At 39.4% G+C, this 22,226-nt stretch carries 21 protein-coding genes; 9 read left to right on the top strand and 12 right to left on the bottom strand.

From position 1 onward, the window contains the following. Positions 1-84: 84 nt before the first annotated feature. Positions 85-432, bottom strand: a complete 348-nt coding sequence (locus DS2_RS15140) for a hypothetical protein (RefSeq protein ID WP_035015676.1) — start codon at positions 430-432, stop codon at positions 85-87. Positions 433-644: 212 nt separating this feature from the next. Between DS2_RS15140 and dsbC the strand changes: the two genes are divergently transcribed. The 4 genes from dsbC to tadA all read left to right on the top strand — a co-directional run bounded on the left by dsbC (position 645) and on the right by tadA (position 4,728). After that, positions 645-1,367 carry a bifunctional protein-disulfide isomerase/oxidoreductase DsbC gene (gene dsbC / locus DS2_RS15145; protein WP_051479923.1) on the top strand — a complete coding sequence of 241 codons (723 nt, stop codon included), beginning with the start codon at positions 645-647 and terminating at the stop codon, positions 1,365-1,367. Further along, on the top strand, positions 1,368-3,077 hold the full coding sequence (recJ, locus tag DS2_RS15150; RefSeq protein WP_035015677.1) for a single-stranded-DNA-specific exonuclease RecJ: 1,710 nt from the start codon (positions 1,368-1,370) through the stop codon (positions 3,075-3,077). It abuts the gene before it with no gap. Positions 3,078-3,194: 117 nt separating this feature from the next. Then, positions 3,195-4,220 (top strand): LacI family DNA-binding transcriptional regulator, encoded by a 1,026-nt coding sequence (locus DS2_RS15155; RefSeq protein ID WP_035015678.1) that lies wholly within the window; start codon positions 3,195-3,197, stop codon positions 4,218-4,220. A gap of 16 nt (positions 4,221-4,236) precedes the next feature. Continuing rightward, positions 4,237-4,728 (top strand): tRNA adenosine(34) deaminase TadA, encoded by a 492-nt coding sequence (gene tadA, locus DS2_RS15160; RefSeq protein WP_035015716.1) that lies wholly within the window; start codon positions 4,237-4,239, stop codon positions 4,726-4,728. 272 nt (positions 4,729-5,000) lie between these two features. Here tadA and DS2_RS15165 read toward each other — a convergent pair whose 3' ends face one another. Further along, positions 5,001-5,438, bottom strand: a complete 438-nt coding sequence (locus tag DS2_RS15165) for an RrF2 family transcriptional regulator (RefSeq protein ID WP_035015679.1) — start codon at positions 5,436-5,438, stop codon at positions 5,001-5,003. A gap of 51 nt (positions 5,439-5,489) precedes the next feature. Then, positions 5,490-6,212, bottom strand: a complete 723-nt coding sequence (gene cysZ, locus DS2_RS15170) for a sulfate transporter CysZ (RefSeq protein ID WP_035015680.1) — start codon at positions 6,210-6,212, stop codon at positions 5,490-5,492. A gap of 96 nt (positions 6,213-6,308) precedes the next feature. On the opposite strand from cysZ, the gene smc reads away from it, so the two are divergent. The 3 genes from smc to DS2_RS15185 all read left to right on the top strand — a co-directional run bounded on the left by smc (position 6,309) and on the right by DS2_RS15185 (position 11,451). Further along, positions 6,309-9,779, top strand: coding sequence for a chromosome segregation protein SMC (gene smc, locus DS2_RS15175; protein ID WP_035015682.1), 3,471 nt, complete (start codon positions 6,309-6,311; stop codon positions 9,777-9,779). Between the two features lie 15 nt (positions 9,780-9,794). Continuing rightward, positions 9,795-10,772, top strand: coding sequence for a cell division protein ZipA (gene zipA / locus DS2_RS15180; protein ID WP_035015683.1), 978 nt, complete (start codon positions 9,795-9,797; stop codon positions 10,770-10,772). 82 nt (positions 10,773-10,854) lie between these two features. After that, positions 10,855-11,451 carry a Uma2 family endonuclease gene (locus DS2_RS15185; RefSeq protein ID WP_035015684.1) on the top strand — a complete coding sequence of 199 codons (597 nt, stop codon included), beginning with the start codon at positions 10,855-10,857 and terminating at the stop codon, positions 11,449-11,451. 26 nt (positions 11,452-11,477) lie between these two features. Here the strand turns inward: DS2_RS15185 and DS2_RS15190 are convergent, their stop codons facing one another. The 3 genes from DS2_RS15190 to DS2_RS15200 are packed head-to-tail and all read right to left on the bottom strand — an operon-like array spanning position 11,478 to position 13,427. Further along, positions 11,478-11,750 carry a YfcL family protein gene (locus DS2_RS15190; RefSeq protein ID WP_081754298.1) on the bottom strand — a complete coding sequence of 91 codons (273 nt, stop codon included), beginning with the start codon at positions 11,748-11,750 and terminating at the stop codon, positions 11,478-11,480. A gap of 2 nt (positions 11,751-11,752) precedes the next feature. Continuing rightward, positions 11,753-12,904, bottom strand: coding sequence for an ATP-NAD kinase family protein (locus DS2_RS15195; protein ID WP_035015686.1), 1,152 nt, complete (start codon positions 12,902-12,904; stop codon positions 11,753-11,755). Continuing rightward, entirely contained in the window at positions 12,897-13,427 is a 531-nt protein-coding gene (locus DS2_RS15200) for an elongation factor P hydroxylase (RefSeq protein WP_035015687.1), read from the bottom strand. Before DS2_RS15200 ends, DS2_RS15195 begins: the two co-directional genes overlap by 8 nt. Positions 13,428-13,607: 180 nt before the next feature. Between DS2_RS15200 and DS2_RS15205 the strand changes: the two genes are divergently transcribed. Further along, positions 13,608-14,531, top strand: a complete 924-nt coding sequence (locus DS2_RS15205) for a rhodanese-related sulfurtransferase (RefSeq protein WP_035015688.1) — start codon at positions 13,608-13,610, stop codon at positions 14,529-14,531. 308 nt (positions 14,532-14,839) lie between these two features. Beyond that, entirely contained in the window at positions 14,840-15,685 is an 846-nt protein-coding gene (locus tag DS2_RS15210) for an HDOD domain-containing protein (RefSeq protein ID WP_035015689.1), read from the top strand. Between the two features lie 60 nt (positions 15,686-15,745). Here the strand turns inward: DS2_RS15210 and rdgC are convergent, their stop codons facing one another. The 6 genes from rdgC to ubiG all read right to left on the bottom strand — a co-directional run bounded on the left by rdgC (position 15,746) and on the right by ubiG (position 22,204). Then, positions 15,746-16,651 (bottom strand): recombination-associated protein RdgC, encoded by a 906-nt coding sequence (gene rdgC, locus DS2_RS15215; RefSeq protein ID WP_035015690.1) that lies wholly within the window; start codon positions 16,649-16,651, stop codon positions 15,746-15,748. Positions 16,652-16,664: 13 nt separating this feature from the next. Continuing rightward, positions 16,665-16,928, bottom strand: a complete 264-nt coding sequence (gene yfaE / locus DS2_RS15220; protein WP_035015691.1) for a class I ribonucleotide reductase maintenance protein YfaE — start codon at positions 16,926-16,928, stop codon at positions 16,665-16,667. Between the two features lie 21 nt (positions 16,929-16,949). Beyond that, entirely contained in the window at positions 16,950-18,080 is a 1,131-nt protein-coding gene (gene nrdB / locus DS2_RS15225; protein WP_035015692.1) for a class Ia ribonucleoside-diphosphate reductase subunit beta, read from the bottom strand. An 80-nt stretch (positions 18,081-18,160) separates the two neighbouring features. Then, positions 18,161-20,440: a class 1a ribonucleoside-diphosphate reductase subunit alpha gene (nrdA, locus tag DS2_RS15230; protein ID WP_035015693.1), complete on the bottom strand. Its 2,280-nt coding sequence runs from the start codon at positions 20,438-20,440 to the stop codon at positions 18,161-18,163. Between the two features lie 412 nt (positions 20,441-20,852). Then, positions 20,853-21,524, bottom strand: a complete 672-nt coding sequence (locus DS2_RS15235; RefSeq protein WP_035015695.1) for an HAD family hydrolase — start codon at positions 21,522-21,524, stop codon at positions 20,853-20,855. After that, complete coding sequence (gene ubiG, locus DS2_RS15240) at positions 21,506-22,204, bottom strand: bifunctional 2-polyprenyl-6-hydroxyphenol methylase/3-demethylubiquinol 3-O-methyltransferase UbiG (RefSeq protein ID WP_035015697.1); 699 nt, start codon at positions 22,202-22,204, stop codon at positions 21,506-21,508. The genes DS2_RS15235 and ubiG overlap by 19 nt, the downstream gene beginning before the upstream one ends. Positions 22,205-22,226: the final 22 nt, after the last annotated feature.

Raw genomic sequence — 22,226 nt, forward strand, 5'->3', positions numbered from 1 at the left:
CTAGGCTGACACAGATTTTCGAACGCCCTCGCTAAAAAGACTTACTTCTATACCGCATACCCTCAAAGTTTCGAATAACAGGCCCTAGTCTTCTTGTAATTCATCAACTTTTTCTTTGGTTTTTTCCCAGAGGTTACTGCCAGTTTTTTTACTCTTTTCCCAAAGCTCAGCACCAGCTTCTTTGCCATCTTCGTAGACTTTTTTGCTTGCATCTACAGTTTTATCAGCAACGTCTTCACCGATCTCAGCGGCTTTGTCGGCGATATCTGCAGACTTGTCAGCAACTTTTTCACGTTCGTCTTCAGTATCATTCCACCAATCACTTACATAAGATGTTACATCATCCCACCAACTATGACCTTCTTCGTGAGCGTGCGCGGGGGCAATGCCTATACTTAATAATACTAAAGCAGCTAAAGGTGTTTTTTTCATAACTGTTCTCCAATTTAAACTGCTTTTAGTATAAGGGCTAAGCATGCAATGTCATTAACAAAAAGCGAGAAATTGGTGAGTAAAGCGATATGTTTAGCGCTAGCGGTTAATTAACCATTGCAAAAAGTTGCGAAGATATGTAACTTTTTACCTTAAACTTCGGTCTTATCGACAAATGCTTTAGATCGAACTCGTGGTAAAAAGAGAGCTTTATGTTTAATACAAAAATATCGAAATTCCTTACAGCAATAGCTGTGGTTGCATGCACTTCAAATATCGCTCATGCGGTCGAAAAAACTTATCCAGAAATAGATACCGCTGTTGCAAAACTTGGTCTGCAGGTTCAAGACATTGTTGATGTGCCTTTAGAAGGTATGAAAGGGGTGTTAACTGACAAAGGCTTATTTTATGTTAGTGAAGACGGTACTATGTTATTGCACGGTACCTTATTCAATTTAAAAGAAGGTATGCGCAACGAAAGTGAAGCTATTTTATCGAAAGTTCGCATTAGCCAGCTAGGTAAATTTAAAGGCGATTTGATTGAATATAAAGCGAAAAATGAAAAATACGCGATTAATGTATTTACGGATATCACCTGTGGTTACTGCCGCAAGTTACATCAACAAATCGAAGAGTACAACGACTTAGGGATTACGGTTCGCTACTTAGCTTTCCCTCGCGGTGGTGTTGCTAGTCAATCGTATCGTGATATGGTCAGTGTTTGGTGTGCCAAAGATCCAGCACAAGCAATGAACGATGCAAAACTTAAAGGCCAAGTAGCAGCAAAATCCTGTTCAAATCCAGTAGTTGACCATTACAATTTTGGTGCACAAATTGGCGTATCAGGTACACCAGCCATCATTCTAGAAGATGGCACGCTTGTACCTGGTTATCGTCCGCCTCAAGACATGTTACAGGTACTTCAAGGCTCATAAATGAAAATTGTCAGACGCCCAGCGCCTGACACCTCAAGTTTACCCGCTAGTTTAAACCCAGTTTTACAGCGCATTTTAGCCAATAGAGATATTTCAGCCAGTGAGTTGGAACTCTCTTTGTCGCGCTTGCATAAACCCGAGTTAAAAGGTGTAGAACAAGCTGTAGAGGTGTTGTATCAGGCCATTGTAAATGATCTTTCTATTTTTATTATCGGTGACTTTGACGCTGATGGCGCGACCAGTACAGCTCTAAGCGTGAGTGCATTAAAACAACTAGGTGCAAACAAAGTAGACTTTTTAGTCCCAAACCGTTTTGATTTCGGCTATGGCTTGTCCGAACCAATTGTTGAAATTGCCCACCAAATGGGTGCCCAGGTTTTAATGACTGTTGATAATGGCATCTCGTGCATTGCAGGTGTAAGCAAAGCAAAAACTTTGGGCATGCAAGTTGTTGTTACCGATCACCATTTGCCTGGCCATCAATTGCCAAACGCTGATGCGATAGTAAACCCAAACCAACCAGACTGCCCATTTCCGTCTAAAAACATTGCGGGTGTTGGTGTTGCGTTTTATTTGATGTTGGCGCTGCGAGCCCATTTACGCAAACAGAACTATTTTACTGCAAACCAACTAAAGGAACCCAATTTAGCAACACTATTAGACCTCGTCGCGCTCGGCACAGTTGCCGATGTTGTACCGTTGGACGATGTGAATAGAATTTTGGTTCAACAGGGGATTAATCGAATTAAAAAAGGTCATGCTCGACCAGGAATCAAAGCGTTACTTGATATCGCCAAGCGAGATTATAGACAATTGGTTTCTAGCGATTTTGGATTTGCTGTCGGCCCAAGGTTGAATGCTGCAGGGCGTTTGGATGATATGACTTTGGGTATAAGCTGCTTATTAGCACCTGACTATACACAAGCAATGCATATTGCAAGTCGACTCGACGAATTAAATCAAGAGCGCCGAGCAATTGAGTCGAGCATGCAAATAGAGGCCATCAATACCTTAAGTAAAATTCAACTAGATGATTTACCGTACGGCATTTGTTTATATCAAAATGATTGGCACCAAGGTGTTATTGGTATTCTAGCGGGTCGAATTAAAGAACGTTATCACAGGCCGGTCATCATCTTTGCAGAAGACAATGATGAGGTATTAAAAGGCTCGTGCCGTTCAATCCCAGGATTGCACATTCGCGACGTTTTAGAGCGCATACATACATTGCACCCAAATTTAATAATTAAGTTTGGTGGCCATGCTATGGCGGCAGGGTTGAGTATAAATAAAGCAAATTTTGACCAATTTAAACAGGTATTTAATCAAACCGTACAAGAATTGGTTAACCCAGATATCTTAACGAATATCTGTTTAACTGACGGTGCGTTAGCTGATCATGAGTTAACCATAGAGGTTGCTCAATTATTAAGAGAAGCTTTGCCTTGGGGGCAATGTTTTGAGCCACCTGTATTTGATGATGAATTTACCATAGTGCAAGAGCGACTATTGCAAGATAAGCACATTAAGTTTGTTTTACAACATCAAAGCGGCATAGCGCTTGATGCAATTTGGTTTAATTACAACCCAGCACTCTGGTCCGTTAACACTCAACAAAAAGTGCGCTTGGCTTTTAGTTTAGATATCAATGAATTTAGGGGGCAAAAAAACATTCAATTGATGGTTAAAACGGCCTGTTTAGTCGGGTAATTCGACGTTATTGCATAAAATTTAGAAATTATGCAAAGAAAATAACGCATTTTTTCAATCTTAGGATAAACTCTTGAATATATGCAAAATGTTGCTTGCCCATAACAAAGAGGTTGTATGAAGCACAAAGCTACATCTTTTGATATTGCTTACAAAGCCGGAGTGTCACAATCAACTGTGTCGAGGGCTTTGCGCAATAGTCCGTTAGTCAATGAAGAAACTCGCAAAAAAGTTCAAGCTATTGCTAAAGAGTTAAATTATAAAGTTGATAAAAACGCCAGTAACCTGCGCTCTCAGCATACAGGGACACTAGCACTGTTATTGTTTGAAGATCCAACGATGGATGATTCACTGATAAACCCGTTCTTCTTGTCTATGCTTGGTAGTATTACCCGAGCAGCTGCGAGAAAGGGCTATGATTTGTTGGTTTCCTTTCAGCAGTTAAGTGAAGATTGGCATGCAGACTATGAAGATGCGTCTAAAGCCGATGGGATTATTTTGTTAGGTTATGGTGATTACACCGACTATGAAGAAAAACTTATAAAACTGCATGAGCAAGGTACGCACTTTGTTCGTTATGGTGCCGTTGCTGAAGGTCAACCAGGCGTATCATTCGGCTGCGATAACTTTCATGGTGGTTATTTAGCGACTAAACATTTAATTGAACTTGGGCGGACAAAATTTGCATTCTTGGGAGGCGCAGATGATTCATGTCCTGAGTTTTGGTCCCGTTATCAAGGTCATTGCAAAGCACTTGAAGAAGCAGGGCTCGAAATTAGAAAAGATTGCCAGGTCAACGCAATTTCAACCGAAGAGTCTGGTTTTAATGCTGCTAAACAACTGATGGAGTTAGATTGTGAATTTGATGCTGTCATGGGCGCATCAGATATGATTGCGATAGGTGGCATGCGTGCCTTTCAAGAACACGGCTTAAAAATACCTGAGCAAGTTGCTGTGGTTGGTTTTGATGATATTCCGATTTCTCATTTTACCAATCCGCCACTGACTACCATTCAACAAAATACCAAACTTGCTGGTGAAATGTTAGTTGAAGCACTAGTCAACTTAATTCACGACATTGAAGTTAAAGCAAGTTTAACACCCGCTAAACTCGTTGTAAGAAAGTCTTGTGGTTGTGCCTGATTACGATGAATATTGGATGATGCGAGCTTTAGAGCTCGCTGACCAAGCCAAAAGTATTAATGAAATTCCTGTAGGTGCAGTGATCGTAAAAGATAACCAACTGATAGCCTCTGGGTTCAATCAGTCTATCCTGACCAATGACCCATCTGCACATGCTGAGATGTTAGCTGTACGCGAAGCTGGCAAGGTACTCAACAATTATCGCTTAGTTGGATGTAAGCTGTATGTAACGCTTGAACCCTGTCCTATGTGTGCAGGTTTGTTGGTGCATAGTCGCTTAGATGAAGTTATATTCGGAGCGGCAGACCTAAAAACTGGAGCCTGTGGTTCAGTAATGAATTTAGTTCAACATGAGCAACTAAACCACAAATTAAATGTCCGAGGTGGTGTTCTGGCAGATTTATGTGGTAAAAAACTGTCAGATTTCTTTAAAAAGCGCAGAGCAGAAATAAAAAAGCAAAAACAACAAAAGCGTCTTCAGTTAGACTTGGCTGGTAAAGCTAACTAAGCAATTAAATTAAAGGATGAGAAGCGAATAAACAGTCAGGTTGGCTGGGCGGGGGAAGAGACTAAACTAAAAGTTAGTTTCTTCCATATGCATCGATGCGAAACTCTTACGGCGAGATACGACTTTTGTATGTATTTTCTTTAACATGGTTTTACGTCTTGTTGACGGTGATAATTTTCTTTTCTTCATCATTTTTCCTATTTGTTTATAATTAAATTCATTCCATTGAAGCAAAACAAGATGACAGAAATATTAAAGGTAAAAAGCTTTGATTAAATAGGCTCCATTAATAATAAATCGTCAAACTTGCCAGGTCCTTTATAAGCTACATCTGCAAGCGTTTTTGCTTCTAACTCAGCCATAAACGCATTCATTGCTGAACCAAAAACACCGCGTAGGTTGCAAGATGTTCTAATTGGACACTCAGTGCCTTCACAATCAACCGCAAATAACTCAGGTTCAATATTTCGCACTACCTCAGCTATGGTTATTTGGTGGCTATCAATAGCTAAAGAAATGCCACCTTGTTTACCACGTGATGATTCTATATAACCTAGTTGAACCAATTTTTGACTCACTTTTTGTAAGTGATTTAAATTCATATCGAAAAAGTTGGCCAATTGTCCTAATGACATTTTGAAGCCTGCTGGCTTTTCCGCTAAAAAAATCAATGTACGCAGTGCGTAATCAGTAAAACGAGTTAATTGCATTTTTTTATGTACAACTATTAATTTTTAATGACAGACTACCACAGGTCGGACCTAATCTAAATCATTAAAATATCTTTCTACCCAAAGCTTTGTTGCACCACAAACAGCTGCTGGCATGATAATTAAGTTAACAAGTGGCAACATTGACAATAAGCTAACAAATCCACCAAAACTAAAGGTTACAAATTTACTTTTACTTAAGGTTGTGCGCATTCGGTGAAAGTCAATTTGATGATTATCAAAACAAAAATCACAGTATTGAATGGCCATCATCCAGGCAATAAACAGAAACCAAACTAATTGTCCAACTATGGGAATAAGCATAAACAAGATAAAAAAGCCGATTGCTCGTGGAATAAAATATAATTGCTTGGTCCACTCACGTTTTAGTGTTCGTGAAATTTCACTTGAAAGTTTAAACTCACTAGGCGCTTGGTTGGCAATTTGGGGGTTCAACTTATGTTCTACTTTTGCAGCTAATAACCCATGAAAGGGAGCGGCAATGAAATTAGATATTGCAGTAAATAAAAAGATAAACAGTGCAAAAAAACAAACCAGCATAAATGGAATAACTAAAAAGTTAAGCCAGGCTAACCAATCTGGAACCCAGCCGACAATAAACTGACTTATTTTGTCGATTTGTTGCCACATCCAATAAAATGCACCACCAAACAAAAATAAGTTTAAAAGAATAGGTAAATAGACGAAGCGTCGAATGCCTTTTTGATTAATTAATCTAAACCCATCTATCAGTGCATTAAATCCTAAATTCATATGTAACCTTAAAGATAAAAATTTGTTTCTGCTTGCAGCTTTTGATATGTTGCTGCCCTTATTATTTTCAACCTGTTTTGTCTGAAATAGCCGTAAATGAGACTGAAACAAATAAAACTTGCGGGTTTTAAGTCATTTGTTGACCCCACAACTGTGCCATTTCCAGCGCAGATGTCGGCTATTGTAGGTCCAAACGGTTGTGGTAAGTCAAATATTATCGATGCCGTCCGTTGGGTTTTAGGTGAAAGCTCAGCAAAAAACTTACGCGGCGACAATATGACAGATGTTATATTCAATGGTTCCAGTGCACGTAAGCCAGTTTCTCAGGCGAGCATTGAGCTTGTATTCGACAATAGTGAAGGTCGATTGCAAGGCGAGTATGCCAAATATAATGAAATATCGGTTAAGCGTTCAGTTAATCGAGATCCAACCTCAAGTTACTTCCTAAATGGCACCAAGTGTCGAAAAAAAGATATTACCGATTTATTTTTAGGAACAGGATTAGGCCCAAGATCGTATGCCATTATTGAGCAGGGCATGATTTCACGACTGATTGAGTCGAAGCCGCAAGATCTCAGACTATTTATTGAAGAGGCTGCTGGTATTTCTAAATATAAAGAACGCCGGCGTGAAACAGAAACGCGTATTCGTCATACTCGCGATAATTTGGAACGTTTAGAAGATGTGCTGTCAGAACTGCAAGCACAATTAGAAAAACTACAAAGACAAGCAAGCGCCGCCAAGCGCTATAAAGAATTGAAAGCCAAAGAGCGAAAGCTTAAAGCTGAACTTGCTGTATTGAAATGGATGCGATTAAATGGCCAAGCAGATGTATTGCAGCAAGACATTCAACAAAAGCAATTAGAGCTCGATTCGTTAACTACAGAGCAGCGTGGTGATGAAGCGCAACTGGTTGAGTTAAAGCAAGCGCAGTTTTTAATGAGGCAAAAACTAGAGCATATTACCAATGATATGTTTAAGATCGCGCAAAACATTAGCAAGAATGAACAGAGCATTGTTCATTTAAAAGAAAAGAAACAGCACTTCGAATTAGAAAAGCGCCAATTGCAAGATGATGTTATTCGTATTGAAGAACGGATAGAGTCAGAGCAAGAACATGTCGCCAACAGTTCATTTACCATTAGTGAACTAGAACCCGAGCTAGAAATACTGAGTGAGCAAGTATACGAAGCGGAAATCGAACTAGAAGAAAAAAGTACCGAATATGAAAGATTTTCGAACGAATGGGCAGAAAAATCTAAAGCTTATTTTAAATTAGAAAGCGAAATTGCTGCGAAAAAATCGCAGTGCGACACAATAAGACATATAATTAACACGTCATCGCAGCGCTTGCAGCAATTGTCGCAAGCTCTGTCCGAACTAACTCAACCGCAAGATATTAACCTTGAACAAATTACCGAAGAAGCGCATATCACGGAAGCTCGCCTCGAAACGTTACAGGAACAGAATTCACAGACGCAAGATCAACTTCAGGCTGATCGTCAGCAATGTAAAGACACCCAGCGAAGAATCACTCAATACCACACAGATATCAACCAAATTAGAGGAAGAATTGCCTCTTTAGAAACGTTAATTAATCATCAAAAGAAGATTAATAACAAAACGGTTGAACATTGGTTAAAACAGCATGGCCTAGATGGACAAGCCACAGAACTAAGCTCGCACATTAAAGTAGCCTCTGGATGGGAAAAGGCGGTTGAGTTAGTGTTAAGCCAATGGCAAAAAGCTTTACTGATTGAACAAGCTTTGCCAGAAATGTCAGCAGACTATCCCGCTGGGTTTATGCTTGCCACAACCGACACACCACATACAATTGATAAAAATTCACTTACCAATTCATTAGCAAGCCAAGTGACAGCACCTGACTTTGTGTTGAATATTCTAGCGAACGTTAAAATTGACCTAAGTGAACCAACGACCAATTATTCTGTGATAAATCAGCAAGGCGATTGGCGTGGTTTGTGCTGGCAATTTCGGTTTGACGACAGCAAACAAAGTGTTTTTGAGTTAGATAATCAACTAGAGCAAAGCAATCAACAATTGGCATCCAAGCAACTTGAAATTGAACAAGCACAAGCTAGGCTCGAACAGCAAGAAACTGAGGTTTATCAGTTACAAGAAAAGTCTCAAAACCAATTAAATACCATAGCTGAAACAAAGCAGCAATTACATCAATATTCAGTAGATATCAAGCAAGCTCAGTCGCAATTAGCTTTTTACAAACAGCAGCAAAGTAAACTGGAAAACGAACAAAGTGCACTGACCGAGCAAATTGAACTTGAGCAAATGCGCCTTGAAGAAGTATTGATGGGTATAGAAGAACTTTCAGAAAATTTACAAGACAATGAAAGTGCCAATGAAGGTGCAGAGCAACAAAAGCACCAATTACAGCAAAGTGTGGTTGATGCACGCAGTAAAAAAGATAATTTAAATAATCAAAAACACCAGTTACAGTTGAAGTTAGAACAAGCAAAAAGTGCGGAGAAAAATGGCCAACAAATGTTGGCCAGTAGCCAAACGGCACTAGAGCAGGTCAAACAAAAATTGGCACTGATTCAAGAGCAAGCAATAGAAAGTGCTGAGCCAATTGAAGAAATGGCAGCAGAGCTGCAAATGCTGCTGGAAGAAAAAGCTCAACAAACTGAACTAAAACAGCAAACACAACTAGAGCTGGATGAAGTGGATAGTAAACTTGCTGAGTTAGAAAAAGGCCAGCACGGCATAATGGACAAAGCCAATAAGCTCAAAGAAGATATTAGCCAATTAAAAATTGAACAAGAAGGTTATCGAGTCCGAGCAAGATCAGTTATTGAGGTACTGGCAGAATTAGAGGTCTCTTTTAAACAAATTTCGCAAGAAATGCCAACAGATGCTGAAGAAAACGAGTGGGAACGAGAACTAGAAAAAACCACTGGTTCAATCAACCGCTTGGGGGCGATTAACCTAGCGGCAATTGAAGAATATGAACACCAAGCTGAGCGCAAAACTTATTTAGATGCACAACATCATGATTTAATATCTGCGTTAGAAACTTTAGAAGATGCCATTCGCAAAATTGATCGCGAAACAAAATCTCGTTTTAGAGACACGTTTGAAAACGTCAACGCTGATTTAAGAATGTTATTTCCTAAAGTTTTTGGTGGTGGTGCGGCATGGCTTGAACTTACAGATGATGATTTACTAGAAACGGGCGTTACCATAATGGCAAGACCTCCGGGTAAACGAAATAGTACAATTCATCTATTATCCGGTGGCGAAAAAGCTTTAACCGCTTTATCATTGGTATTTGCAATATTTAGGCTTAATCCAGCACCGTTTTGTATGCTGGATGAGGTAGATGCACCATTAGATGATGCAAACGTTGGCCGTTTTTGTCGTTTAGTTGAAGAAATGTCTTCGACAGTACAGTTTATCTATATTTCGCATAATAAAATCGCAATGGAGATGGCGTCTCACTTGGTTGGTGTTACCATGCAAGAACCTGGTGTATCCAGAATGGTCGCAGTCGACATTGAAAAAGCGATAGAATTGGCAGAATTACAATAATATTACGGGTTTATAATGGAATCAGAATTAAGAATCGTACTGATAGTTTTAGGTGTTTTAGCAATACTAGCTTTGGTTGTACATGGCTTATACACGACTCGAAAAAACAAACAAATCCGCAACGAGCAATATGCACCAGACCAACATGGCGGTGATGAGAATGACGATAATACGTTAGATGACGGTGTTGTATCGCCAGCTCGTGTTGTTTCGTCGAATAATCCAACACAAAATACACAGTCAAGCGCAAGCGTTAAACCACAACCTAAACAGCCTGCAGAAAAACCTGCTCCTAAGACTTTCAGTGAAAAGTTGCAAAGCATTCGTACTGTTGAAAAACCAAAAGAAAAAGCAGAGCGAATTGAACCAGATTTAGGTGGTGAACAGTTGCAGATGTCGCTTACACAAGATGTTGAAGATGATAACCACGACTTTGGCGACGATTTGTTTGACCAAATTAGTGCAAGAGAATCCGCTGATAGCAATGAAACGCTTCAGCCAGAGGAAAATGGTCAGCCAAACGCTTCAAAAGAACAAGCGGCTCAAGCTCAAAAACAAGCCGAACCAGAAGAAGTTCTAATTTTAAACGTGGTTGCACCAGAAGGACAAAGCATGTCTGGTGCAGTGCTTTTACCAAGTTTATTAACGCTAGGATTCAAATTTGGTGAATTTAATATCTTTCATCGCCATGAAGAAGCATCCGGTACTGGTGAGGTATTGTTTAGTTTGGCCAATATGTTTAACCCAGGCACATTCGATATCGACAATATCGAACAGTTTACCACTCAAGGTGTGAGCTTGTTTTTGAGCTTGCCAGTAAAAGGTGATGCCCAACAAGCCTTTAATATGATGCACAATGCGGCGAAAAAAATAGCCGCTGAATTCTCAGGCCAGGTGTTAGACGGGCAACGCAGTGTACTGACCCGTCAAACAGTGCAACATTATGTTGAACGTATTCGCGAGTTTGAAAGAAGGCAGTTGTTGAAGTCTTAATATTTCACTAGGGTATTGCAATTCGCTTGGGTGGCTGATCATGTTACACTCAGTACAAGAACCAAGTAGGGTGAGGTTATAAATGTCACTAGCAAAAAATGGTGAATTGTTAACTGCTGCTGAATACCTAGAAGGTGAATCAGCAGCAGATGTAAAACATGAACTGATTGAAGGGCATGTGTATGCAATGGCCGGAGCTAGTGCCAACCATGAAAGGATTAGTGGGAATTTTTACAGCGAATTGCGACAACATTTGAAGTCATCACCTTGTGAGCCTTTTGGCTCTGATATGAAAGTTCGCGTTCGGGATAATTTTTATTACCCTGACGTAATGGTTGATTGCAATTTTGATGAGTCTCAACCTTACTTTACACAAACACCAGTTATTATTGTCGAAGTAATTTCACGCTCTACGCGTAAAATGGATGAAAAAATAAAACTGGTGGATTATTTGAATATAGACACATTGCAAGAATATGTAGTGGTAGAGCAAGATGTTGCTGATGTGTGTGTATATCGTAAAAGTGATGATTGGCGTTCAACCCATTACTTTTTAGGTGAAAGCATCTATTTTGAGTCTATCGATTTTACCATTGAAGTTGCTGAGATTTATCGTCGTGTACAAAACGAAGATGTCACTGAATACCTAGAATCTTTAGCAGATAATGCTACCGAGTAGTAATTCTAGTTAAATCTAACGCAGCTTTATAGCTGCGTTAATTCTGCCCACAAATCCCAGACGTATTTCTGGTCTTGTTCTTCCAATTCACCCGCTTCAATTGCTTTGTTGAGAGATGCTTCTGTTGCTTGGTTAATCGCCTCAATTTCAAATTGACCATCCATTTCTAAATAACCAGCTGAGAGCATAATGTGGCCGCGCAAATAACCAATTACAAATAACATATCATCACTACATGTTTCATTTAGTTGGTCTAGTTTGCTTTCAATTTTGTCTAAATAAGCTTGAGCGTCAGCCATAATTATTCCATAAAGTTAGTTATTGGATACAACACAGTGTCTTTGTAACCTGTGGTAATTTTAATTAAACCAGACAACTGTTTGCCAAGTTCAATAGATAAATTGTCGATGATCAGTGGTCGGTGGTTAAGTGTATTGATCTTATTTTTAGTCGCAACCACTAAGATATTGTTTTTGCCTATCTTAGCTATAACTTCAGTGGTTAGTTGTTGATTGCCTCGGCCAAATAAATGCCCTTGGCCACCAATAGGGGTGATAACCAATTTGCACGCTTGGTATTCTTGTAACAGCTCTAGTATTTGTTTGGCGTTTAAATCAGCCGCAATTAGCTGATGGTTAACCACCGCGTCAACACCCAGTAGTGTGCCGTCTAAACCGAGTTCAGCCAATATCCCTTGAGTTGTGCTACCTGAACCAAATAAATACAGCACATCATCTTCCATATTGGCTTCAATGTCTGCAGCTATGTCAGTTATTACCAACTCATCTACCTCTTTACCACCTTGTTTAACCGCTTGAATATAACGTAAATCATGTGGGATTTTTAGCTCACCATAGCGTTTAGCTTTTACTTGGCCTTGTCTAAATAAACTTTCGTCTATGTCCATTACATCAGCTTCAACAAAGGTCATCATATTGCCGTTTACTAGGTCGGCAACCAATTTACCCGCAGCTGTAGGGGTAACAGAGTAAACGCCTGAATGAATTTTACAGCCCGCAGGTATACCGATAACAGGCACTCTGTTTTCATCGTCACCAATATTATCAATTAAAGCTTGGCAGATATTTCTAGCTGTACCGTCACCGCCTGCGAATAAAATTAAGTCAACGCCCGATTGGGCAATTTTTATTGCAGCATTTATTGTGTCATCTGCGGTTGATTCACCTTGATATTGATATTCAACCTGGTAGTTAAAATCGAGCAGGTTGCAAACTAACTCACCCATTAAATTGTTACAGGTAACAAGTTTAATCTGGTTTTTATATGGTTTAAGTGCTAGTAGTGCTTGTGTGGTTTTGTCTTGCGCAAATGATTGAAAGCCCATTTCAGCAGCTTTTTGCTGTATATCTTTGCCATCACTTCCTTTAAACCCAGCTGCGCCGCCAATTCCGGCAACAGGATTAATAATGAGTCCAATGGTTAGTTTATTCATGGGGATTAAATCTCTTTAAACTAAATGGCTGGTCAATTTGGTAAAATTTACTTAGCTGCTCGGCAAAATGCTTTGCTCGCTCTGGTATACCTTGATGCAGATAGATAGTCACTTGCTGATGAATCTTGTGTCTAAATTCATGTCTATTTGGTTCATAACTACCGTTTAAGTTATCGCAGCTCACTTTAAAGTTGAAACCTGCAGCAACCGACAAAATCCACTCAATAGCTTGTGGTTTTATTTCAACTTGTTCGAAAGCTTTCTGTTGTTGTTCATTGCGGCCATCTGGATTATACCAATAACCATAATCTACTTGTTTACGACGCTCAATTCCGGCTAAACACCAATGGGCGATTTCGTGCAGCGCACTGGCATAATAACCATGCGCAAATACCACTTGTGCAGGTTGCTTGTTGTTAGCTGGATAATATATGGGTTCATCTTCACCTTTTACCAAAACCGTATTGTGGGAGTGAACAAAGGTTGTATTAAATAGCTGTATTAAATCTTGAATGTCGTGCATTAAACAGTAAGCAAATGTGCTTTAAAAACCATGCATTTTACCAGCTAGCGTGTTATTTGTCTTGATTTGAACCAACACAAGGTTTGGAAATTTGGATCTTGCGCTAGGTTAGGTATATAATTCGCGCCCATTTTATTTTTGTACTCAATTTACGTTTGAGACCAAACAAAAGGTAACAATATGCAATACGTAGTAGCCGCTTTATATAAATTTGTTCGTTTAGAAAATTTTGAAGAATTACGTGAACCATTACATCAAGTGATGGTAGATAATCAAGTCAAAGGGACTTTGTTATTAGCTAATGAAGGTATTAATGGTACGGTTAGCGGCCCACGCGAAGGGATAGACGCAGTATTAGCTTGGTTAAAATCAGATCCTCGTTTAAAAGATATTGAACATAAAGAGTCTTTAGCTGACGAACAAGCTTTTTATCGCACCAAGGTTAAATTGAAAAAGGAAATTGTAACTATGGGCGTTGAAGGGATAGATCCGAATAAAGTCGTAGGCACCTACGTTGAGCCAAAAGATTGGAATGAGTTAATTTCAGATCCTGAAGTTGTATTGGTCGATACTCGCAACGATTATGAAGTAGCGATTGGCACTTTTGAAAATGCGCTTGACCCAAACACCAAAACTTTCCGCGAGTTTCCTGAGTATGTTGCGAAAAACCTAGATAAAAACAAACATAAAAAAGTCGCGATGTTCTGCACTGGTGGTATTCGCTGCGAAAAATCAACCGCATATTTAAAAGAGCAAGGGTTTGAAGAGGTTTATCACTTAAAAGGCGGTATTTTAAAATATTTGGAAGAAGTACCTAAAGAGCAAACCAAATGGAAAGGGGATTGTTTTGTATTTGACCAACGCGTAACCGTTAATCATGACTTAGAGCAGGGCGAGTACGACCAATGTTACGCCTGCCGTATGCCGATTACAGAAGAAGAAAAGCAATCAGAGCATTATCAAAAAGGTGTTAGTTGCCCGCATTGTTTTGATAAGACGTCAGACGAAGACAAAGCACGTTTTGCCGAGCGTGAAAAACAGTTACAGTTAGCTGAGCAACGTGGCACAGCGCACATTGGTGACAAAGAAACGGTTGGTTTATAACAACACGCTTAGCGATTCATATACTACTTTTCAAAATTGACCTGAACTTTAGCTCAATAGAGTTTAGGTTCAATTTTATCCTGCAAATGAAAATTTCATCTAATTATCTTTCGCGATAACCTTTATACGCGATATACTCTCAAACACTCACGGATTTAGCTCTATGTTTTGTTGTGATGGATCATAAATAGGATAAAAAATATCCAGTTAGCTGATTTTATTGTTAATTTACCTTGCCAAATTCTCAGAGCAGACTAAATTTGAAAGTAGATAGCCACCAAAAACTCGAAACGGATGTAAGGAAGATTATGTCTACAGAAAATGCATTACTCACCATACTTGCCGAAAAAATTAGAAACGACTCATTGGTTTTACCAACTTTGCCAGAAATAGCGATTAGAGTACGTGAAGCCGCCGATGATCCTGATGTGAACCTACATCAGATGGCCGATGTTATTTCTAACGATCCCGCTTTATCAGCGCGTATGCTTAAAATTGCCAATAGTGCTTATATGGGACGTTCGGTTAAGGTAACAACAATTAACCAAGCGGTTACTCGTATTGGCTTACGTCAAATTAAAAATATTGCGACCGCTTTAGCAATGGAGCAGTTGTTTGTTTCTAAAAATGATGTGGTAAAAGCCGCATTAGATAAAATTTGGTCATTAACAGTATCGGTATCTGCGGTCGCTATGGCGCTTTTAAAGCACTACATCAGTCGCAATAAACACACTTCGTTAAACTTAGATACCATTACGCTAGCAGCTATGGTGCACAATATCGGGGTATTACCGATATTAACTGAAGCTGAACGCCATCCAGATGTTTTTGCAAATCCAGAGTTTTTGGAAGGTGCAATTTCTCGCTTAGCCGGTCGAGTAGGTGGTTCGATTATGCGCGCTTGGGAATTCGGTCCTGAATTTGTCAATGTAGCAGAGCGTTGGAACGATAAACGCTACGAGCCTGAAGAAATTAGTTATATTGATTTTGTTCGTCTTGCTGCGGTTTATGCAGATGTATTGCCTGCTGATGGTGATAAAACTGCATGTTATCAAAAGTATGTTGAAAAGGGGCTTATGATAGATCTTCAGTATATTGAATCTGATGAGTTCAAAGAACAAGTTGCTATCGCCAAAGCAATTTTTGCTGATTAATCCTAATCTGCAGCCAATAAAAGTGATGCGACGTTAACAAACGTCGCATACTTAATGGAGTTATTCCTCTGAAGTAAATTCCAATACCTCTGCTAAACGAGCAACAAATTTATCCAGCTCTCCACACATTAGTGCAAAATCGGCATCTAGACGCGCCAACTTGTCTTCATCGGTCACATCTTCGTTTTGTTCCTTGACCACATCACTAAATTTAATGCGTTTAATCGCCATGTCATCACATAGAATGCAAGACAAGGTTTCTTGCCAATCCACTGCAATTTTAGTTACATGTTTGCCATTGTTTAAGTGATTGAGTAAGTCTTCTGAATCTAGTGCAAGGTTTTTACAGCGCAATACACCTTCATCTTCGGCAAAATCTTTTAGTTCAACTTCTGTGCCTAGGGTAAAATCGCTCGGGTGATTGCCTTTCATCCACTCATCAAACGTTAGCATAGTTGCGCCATCTGTCTCAGGTGGCACAACAGGTAATGTACCTAAGCACTTACGTAAATACGCTAAAAATTCTTCCGCTTTTCCTGCACTGCCAGCTTCAACTAAAATCCAGCCGGATTCTGCAAAAATTGCGGCTCTTACGCAACTAGACTTAGAAAACGCTTGAGGTAACAGTGTATGAATTAGCTCTTCTTTTAGGTTTTGTTTTTCTTTTCCTTTAACTTTACGTCCTTCTGCTTGTTCAATCTGTTCAAGCTTTTCTTCAAGCAACTCTTTTACCACAGAAGCTGGCAATACTTTTTCTTGCTTTTTTAAGCTCAACAAATGATAAGCACCCGCGCTGTGAACTAAAGTATGCGCTTTGGGGTGAAGAGCTTTAGTCCAACCAATTGAGCTCATCTCACTTTTTAAACAAGGCGTAAATTCAAATTCTTTTAGTTTCTCTTCTAATTGTTCTGCAGAAAATTCGAAAGGTGAGGTGAAACGATATAGTAGGGCATTTTTAAACCACATAATTAGTTCCTGATTAAATTTTTTCAGCTTCGATAAGCAAATCTGACTTAGGCTCACTACAGCAAGGTAAAAATTCACCTCGACGAACAAAGGCTAACGGTTCTTTTGGATAGTTTACTTGACCTTCAAGGAGCACTGTACGACATGCACCACAGTATCCGTCTCGACAATGGTAGTGAACTTCGATATCTTGATTTTCAATATATTCAAGTAGTGATTGGCAGCCGGATGATTTGTACTGCGTATAATCCACCCGGCATTGTATTTTTTCAGACATAATGTGAGAGTAGGCTTAATATTAAAGCTCAAACTCTCCAAAATCGTCAGTATTCAATTCGCTGTCAATTTGGCCGACTAAATAAGAGCTGATTTCAGCTTCCTGAGGGGCAACTTGAACATTATCACTGACTAACCAAGCATTAATCCATGGGATTGGATTTTGCGTTTGAGAGAAAATAGCTGGTAAACCAATCGCTGTCATACGAGTATTGGTAATGTACTCTACGTATTGGCACAAAATTTCTTTGTTTAGACCAATCATAGAGCCATCTTTAAATAGGTATTCAGCCCATTCTTTTTCTTGCTCTGCAGCTGCTCTAAAGATGCCAATGACCTCTTCACGGCATTCTAACGCTATTTCTGCCATGTCGCTGTCATCTTGGCCATCGGCCATAATGTTTAACATGTGCTGAGTGCCGGTTAAGTGCAAGGCTTCATCACGCGCAATTAGTTTGATTATTTTAGCGTTGCCTTCCATTAACTCACGTTCAGCAAATGCAAAGCTACACGCAAAACTTACATAAAATCGAATTGCCTCAAGTACATTAACTGCAGCAATACACAGGTAAGTTAGTTTTTTTAGTTCGCGGATAGATACATTAACAATCTGATCTTCGACTTCGTACTGGCCTTCACCACGAGTGTGGTACAGCTGGCAGCATAAAATAAGTTGATCGTAATAAACCGAAATATCTTTAGCGCGTTTCAAAATATGTTCATTCACAACAATGTCATCAAACACTAAGCTAGGCTCATTAACAATATTGCGGATGATATGTGTGTATGAACGGCTGTGAATAGTTTCACTAAACGCCCAAGTTTCAATCCAAGTTTCTAGCTCTGGCAATGAAACAATTGGCAACAAAGCTACGTTAGGAGAGCGACCTTGAATACTATCTAATAAGGTTTGGTATTTTAGATTGCTTAGAAAAACGTGCCTTTCATGCTCGGACAATTTTTGAAAATCTGAACGGTCACGGCTGACATCAACTTCTTCTGGACGCCAGAAAAAGCTAAGTTGTTTTTCAATTAAACGCTCGAAGATTGGGTGCTTCTGTTTGTCGTAGCGTGCAACATTCACTAAATTACCAAAAAACATTGGTTCATTTAGGTAATCAGTATTGTTTTTATTAAATGTTGTGTAACTCATAGGCCGATACAAATTCTCTTTTAAAGACAAAAAGGCCGTCGCTCATACGCACGGCCTTTGCGGTTAACTACAAAAGTGTTTTAAATCTTACAAGCGCCGCCTGCACAGTCATCATCTTGTGCTTTAGCTTCTTTTTGTGGATCTTCTGCACCATCACGGGTGTTGTGATAGTACAAAGTTTTCACACCTAATTTATATGCATATAGCAAGTCTTTCAACAATTGCTGCATAGGCACTTTGCCACTCGGGAACTTAGTTGGGTCATAGTTAGTGTTTGCAGAAATGGTTTGGTCGATAAACTTCTGCATGATCGCCACTAGACCCAAGTAACCTTGGTTGTTTGGTATAGACCATAACAACTCATATTGGTTTTTAAGTTTTTCATATTCAGGTACAACTTGGCGCAAAATACCGTCTTTACTAGCTTTTATACTGACAAAACCACGTGGTGGTTCAATACCATTTGTTGCATTTGAAATTTGCGACGAAGTTTCAGAAGGCATTAACGCTGATAACGTAGAATTGCGCAGACCATGTTCTTGTATACTAGCACGCAATGTTTCCCAATCTAAATGTAGTGGCTCGTCACAAATGCTATCTACGTCTTTTTTGTAGGTATCAATAGGTAAAATACCTTGAGCATAGGTCGTTTCGTTAAACTTAGGACACTTGCCTTTTTCTTTTGCTAATTCATTTGATGCTTTTAACAAGTAGTATTGAATCGCTTCAAAGGTTTTATGTGTTAAGCCGTTGGCACTGCCGTCTGAGTATTTAACCCCATTTTTTGCAAGATAATAGGCGTAGTTAATTACACCAATACCTAAAGTTCGGCGGTTGATACTTGAGTTGTGCGCAGCCGGTACTGGATAATCTTGATAATCTAATAAACAATCTAGTGCTCTTACCGCTAATTCAGCTAAACCATCAAGTTCATCTAAATTTTCAATTGCACCTAAATTGAACGCAGATAAAGTACACAGCGCAATTTCAGCTTCTTCGTCATTTATATCTTGTAATGGTTTAGTCGGTAACGCAATTTCTAAACACAAATTACTTTGTTTGATTGGCGCGACTTGCGGATCAAATGGGCTATGTGTATTGCAGTGGTCAACATTCTGTAAATAGATACGGCCTGTGCTCGCACGCTCTTGCGCAAACAAACCAAATAGCTCTGTTGCTTTAATTGATTTTTTACGGATAGAGGGGTCGTTTTCGTACTGAACATATAAAGCTTCAAATTTAGCTTGGTCAGCAAAAAATGCATCGTATAAACCAGGAACATCACTTGGACTAAATAAAGTAATGTTCTCGTTTTTAATTAAACGTTGATACATTAAACGGTTAAATTGAACACCATAATCCAAATGGCGAACACGGTTATCATCCACACCGCGGTTATTTTTTAATACCACGAGTGATTCAACTTCCAAGTGCCATAGTGGGAAGAATAGGGTTGCTGCGCCACCACGTACACCGCCTTGAGAACAGCTTTTTACCGCTGTTTGGAAGTGCTTGTAAAAAGGGATACAACCAGTATGGAACGCTTCACCACCACGTATTGGGCTACCTAATGCTCGGATATTACCCGCATTAACACCTATACCTGCACGTTGGCTAACATATTTTACAATAGCGCTTGATGTAGCATTAATTGAATCTAAACTGTCTCCACACTCAATTAACACGCATGAGCTAAACTGACGAGTTGGCGTACGTACACCTGACATAATAGGTGTTGGTAGTGAAATTTTAAATTGCGAGATTGCATCGTAGAAACGACGAACGTAATCCATACGTGTGTCTTTTGGATAGTTTGCAAATAGACACGCAGAAACCAACACGTATAAATATTGAGGGCTTTCGTAGATATCACCTGTTACTCGGTTTTGAACTAAGTATTTGCCTTCCAACTGTTTAACCGCAGCATACGAGAAATTTAAATCACGCATGTGCTCAACAAAGTTGTTCATTTGGTCAAATTCTTCACGCGAGTAATCAGCTAATAAATGCTGATCGTATTTGCCTGCTTCGCACAATTTAACCACGTGGTCATATAAATGAGGCGGTTCAAACTGACCGTACGCTTTTTTACGTAAATGAAAAATTGATAAACGAGCTGCAAGATATTGGTAATCAGGCGTTTCTTCGCTGATTAAATCTGCTGCTGATTTAATAATAGTTTCATGAATGTCTTCGGTTTTTATACCATCGTAGAACTGAATATGAGATTTCATTTCTACTTGAGACACTGAAACATTATTAAGTCCTTTAGAAGCCCAAGTTACAACTTTATGCAACTTTTCTAGGTCTAGAGGTTCTTTATTTCCGTCGCGCTTAGTTACGAAGAGCTGGTCAGTCATTTGAGTCGTTAATCCTGATCTTATAATTTTTTGTATAGCCTTTTTTCACATTGCAGTCTGAGTCTGGTTAAAACTCATCCACAAGATGTGGGGCTAGTTAGCGGAATCAACACAAGATAATGAGGTTTTGCTCTGAAAGCAAGATTTGATTTTAGATAAAATTCGCATTTTTTTTGGCGTGTATTTTGCGCGTTAGTAGTTGCTAACTTTTCATTAAAAGTAAACTAGCAGGTCAAGTATTTTCAAACAAAAAAAGCCGCTTTTTAATTGACCAATAAGTCGGTTATTTTACTTTGCGCTGGTTTATTAAGTTTTGTTATATGAAAGCTATTGCATTTAGCAGCTTGTTCAAAGCGTATACAAACGCGAAAAATATACCCAATATAATTGGGTATATTATCAACAGTGACCATCAACTAAAGTAGGAGATGAGTTCACAGGGGTGCTCAATTATATGGTTAGCTTGCCATTGAGAAACAGGTCTCTCATCTTGAGTGTAGCCCCAATTGGCAACAAAAGTTTGCATGCCTGCTCGATTACCAGCTTCAATGTCACGGTGCGCATCGCCGACATACCAACATTGTTCAGCATTAATTTGCATATGCTGACATGCGTGGAGTAGTGGCGCCGGGTCAGGTTTCCTAACTTTTAATGTATCGCCTGAAACATTAATTTGAGAGTGGCGAAACTCTGGATATTGAGTTAGCAGCACATCGGTCAAAAAGGCTGGTTTATTGGTGACCACGCCCCATGCAATATTGTAGTAGTTTAGTTGTGAGAGCGTTTCAGCCATTCCGTCAAAAAATTCGGTATGAACGCTGATGTTATTCAGATAATAATCCAAAAAGATCCGGCGTAACTTCTCAACATCGTAAGATTGCCAATTTTCGCCTAATCCGAGCTTTAATAAACCAGCCGCGCCGTGCGATGCAACAGGGCGATATTGTTGATAACTCACTGGTGGCTTGTTAAGCGTGGACAATACATAATTGAGCGTTTCACCCAAATCTTGTGCTGTATCTAATAAGGTGCCATCTAAATCGAACAAGATCCCTTGAGGTTTAGTTAAAGTTTTTTCGCGCATAAAATATAGTTCACAGCCAAATCATTATTAATCGAGAAGTTTTGCGTGATTGGATTAAAGTGGATTCCATTTGCTTTTTGCACTTTACAATCATTTTGTTCAATCATGCCGATAACTTCAGAAGGTTTCAAAAATTTATTATGTTCATGGGTGCCTTTTGGAACTATGTTGAGTAAATATTCGGCTGCTAAAATGCCCAATAAATACCCACGTAAACTCCGATTGAGCGTCGAAACAAATAAATAACCGCCTGGTTTGAGCGTACTGATTGCTGCGGTTAATATACTGGCGGGATCGGGTACATGTTCCAACATTTCTAAACAGGTGACAATATCAAAGGTTTCCGCTCTGTCTATTGCGAAGTCCTCAATTACACCTTGGTGGTAATCTATATCCAATTGCGACTGTTGTGCATGTTCAATCGCAACTTCAACAGATTGAGGAGCGGGTTCTAAGCCTGTTACTGTGGCACCTCGTTGTGCTAATGCCTCGGCAAGTATACCGCCGCCACTGCCAACATCTAAAACAGTTTTATCGAACAAGCCACCCACGTTGTCTTCGATATATTTTATTCGGTAAGGGTTCATTTTGTGCAGTGGGGAAAATTCACCTGATAGGTCCCACCATCGTGCGGCAATCGCATTGAATTTTTCAATTTCTGTTGGGTCTATGTTGCTCAATTTATTCGCTCTAGCTTGGGTT

Origin of the sequence: Catenovulum agarivorans DS-2 (assembly GCF_000568405.1) — a bacterium.
Lineage (GTDB): Bacteria > Pseudomonadota > Gammaproteobacteria > Enterobacterales > Alteromonadaceae > Catenovulum > Catenovulum agarivorans_A.

Coding starts and splice junctions, on each gene's coding strand:
- DS2_RS15140 (WP_035015676.1), bottom strand. CDS start 432: ATGAAAAAAACACCTTTAGCTGCTTTAGTATTATTAAGTATAGGCATT.
- dsbC (WP_051479923.1), top strand. CDS start 645: ATGTTTAATACAAAAATATCGAAATTCCTTACAGCAATAGCTGTGGTT.
- recJ (WP_035015677.1), top strand. CDS start 1,368: ATGAAAATTGTCAGACGCCCAGCGCCTGACACCTCAAGTTTACCCGCT.
- DS2_RS15155 (WP_035015678.1), top strand. CDS start 3,195: ATGAAGCACAAAGCTACATCTTTTGATATTGCTTACAAAGCCGGAGTG.
- tadA (WP_035015716.1), top strand. CDS start 4,237: ATGATGCGAGCTTTAGAGCTCGCTGACCAAGCCAAAAGTATTAATGAA.
- DS2_RS15165 (WP_035015679.1), bottom strand. CDS start 5,438: ATGCAATTAACTCGTTTTACTGATTACGCACTGCGTACATTGATTTTT.
- cysZ (WP_035015680.1), bottom strand. CDS start 6,212: ATGAATTTAGGATTTAATGCACTGATAGATGGGTTTAGATTAATTAAT.
- smc (WP_035015682.1), top strand. CDS start 6,309: ATGAGACTGAAACAAATAAAACTTGCGGGTTTTAAGTCATTTGTTGAC.
- zipA (WP_035015683.1), top strand. CDS start 9,795: ATGGAATCAGAATTAAGAATCGTACTGATAGTTTTAGGTGTTTTAGCA.
- DS2_RS15185 (WP_035015684.1), top strand. CDS start 10,855: ATGTCACTAGCAAAAAATGGTGAATTGTTAACTGCTGCTGAATACCTA.
- DS2_RS15190 (WP_081754298.1), bottom strand. CDS start 11,750: ATGGCTGACGCTCAAGCTTATTTAGACAAAATTGAAAGCAAACTAGAC.
- DS2_RS15195 (WP_035015686.1), bottom strand. CDS start 12,904: ATGAATAAACTAACCATTGGACTCATTATTAATCCTGTTGCCGGAATT.
- DS2_RS15200 (WP_035015687.1), bottom strand. CDS start 13,427: ATGCACGACATTCAAGATTTAATACAGCTATTTAATACAACCTTTGTT.
- DS2_RS15205 (WP_035015688.1), top strand. CDS start 13,608: ATGCAATACGTAGTAGCCGCTTTATATAAATTTGTTCGTTTAGAAAAT.
- DS2_RS15210 (WP_035015689.1), top strand. CDS start 14,840: ATGTCTACAGAAAATGCATTACTCACCATACTTGCCGAAAAAATTAGA.
- rdgC (WP_035015690.1), bottom strand. CDS start 16,651: ATGTGGTTTAAAAATGCCCTACTATATCGTTTCACCTCACCTTTCGAA.
- yfaE (WP_035015691.1), bottom strand. CDS start 16,928: ATGTCTGAAAAAATACAATGCCGGGTGGATTATACGCAGTACAAATCA.
- nrdB (WP_035015692.1), bottom strand. CDS start 18,080: ATGAGTTACACAACATTTAATAAAAACAATACTGATTACCTAAATGAA.
- nrdA (WP_035015693.1), bottom strand. CDS start 20,440: ATGACTGACCAGCTCTTCGTAACTAAGCGCGACGGAAATAAAGAACCT.
- DS2_RS15235 (WP_035015695.1), bottom strand. CDS start 21,524: ATGCGCGAAAAAACTTTAACTAAACCTCAAGGGATCTTGTTCGATTTA.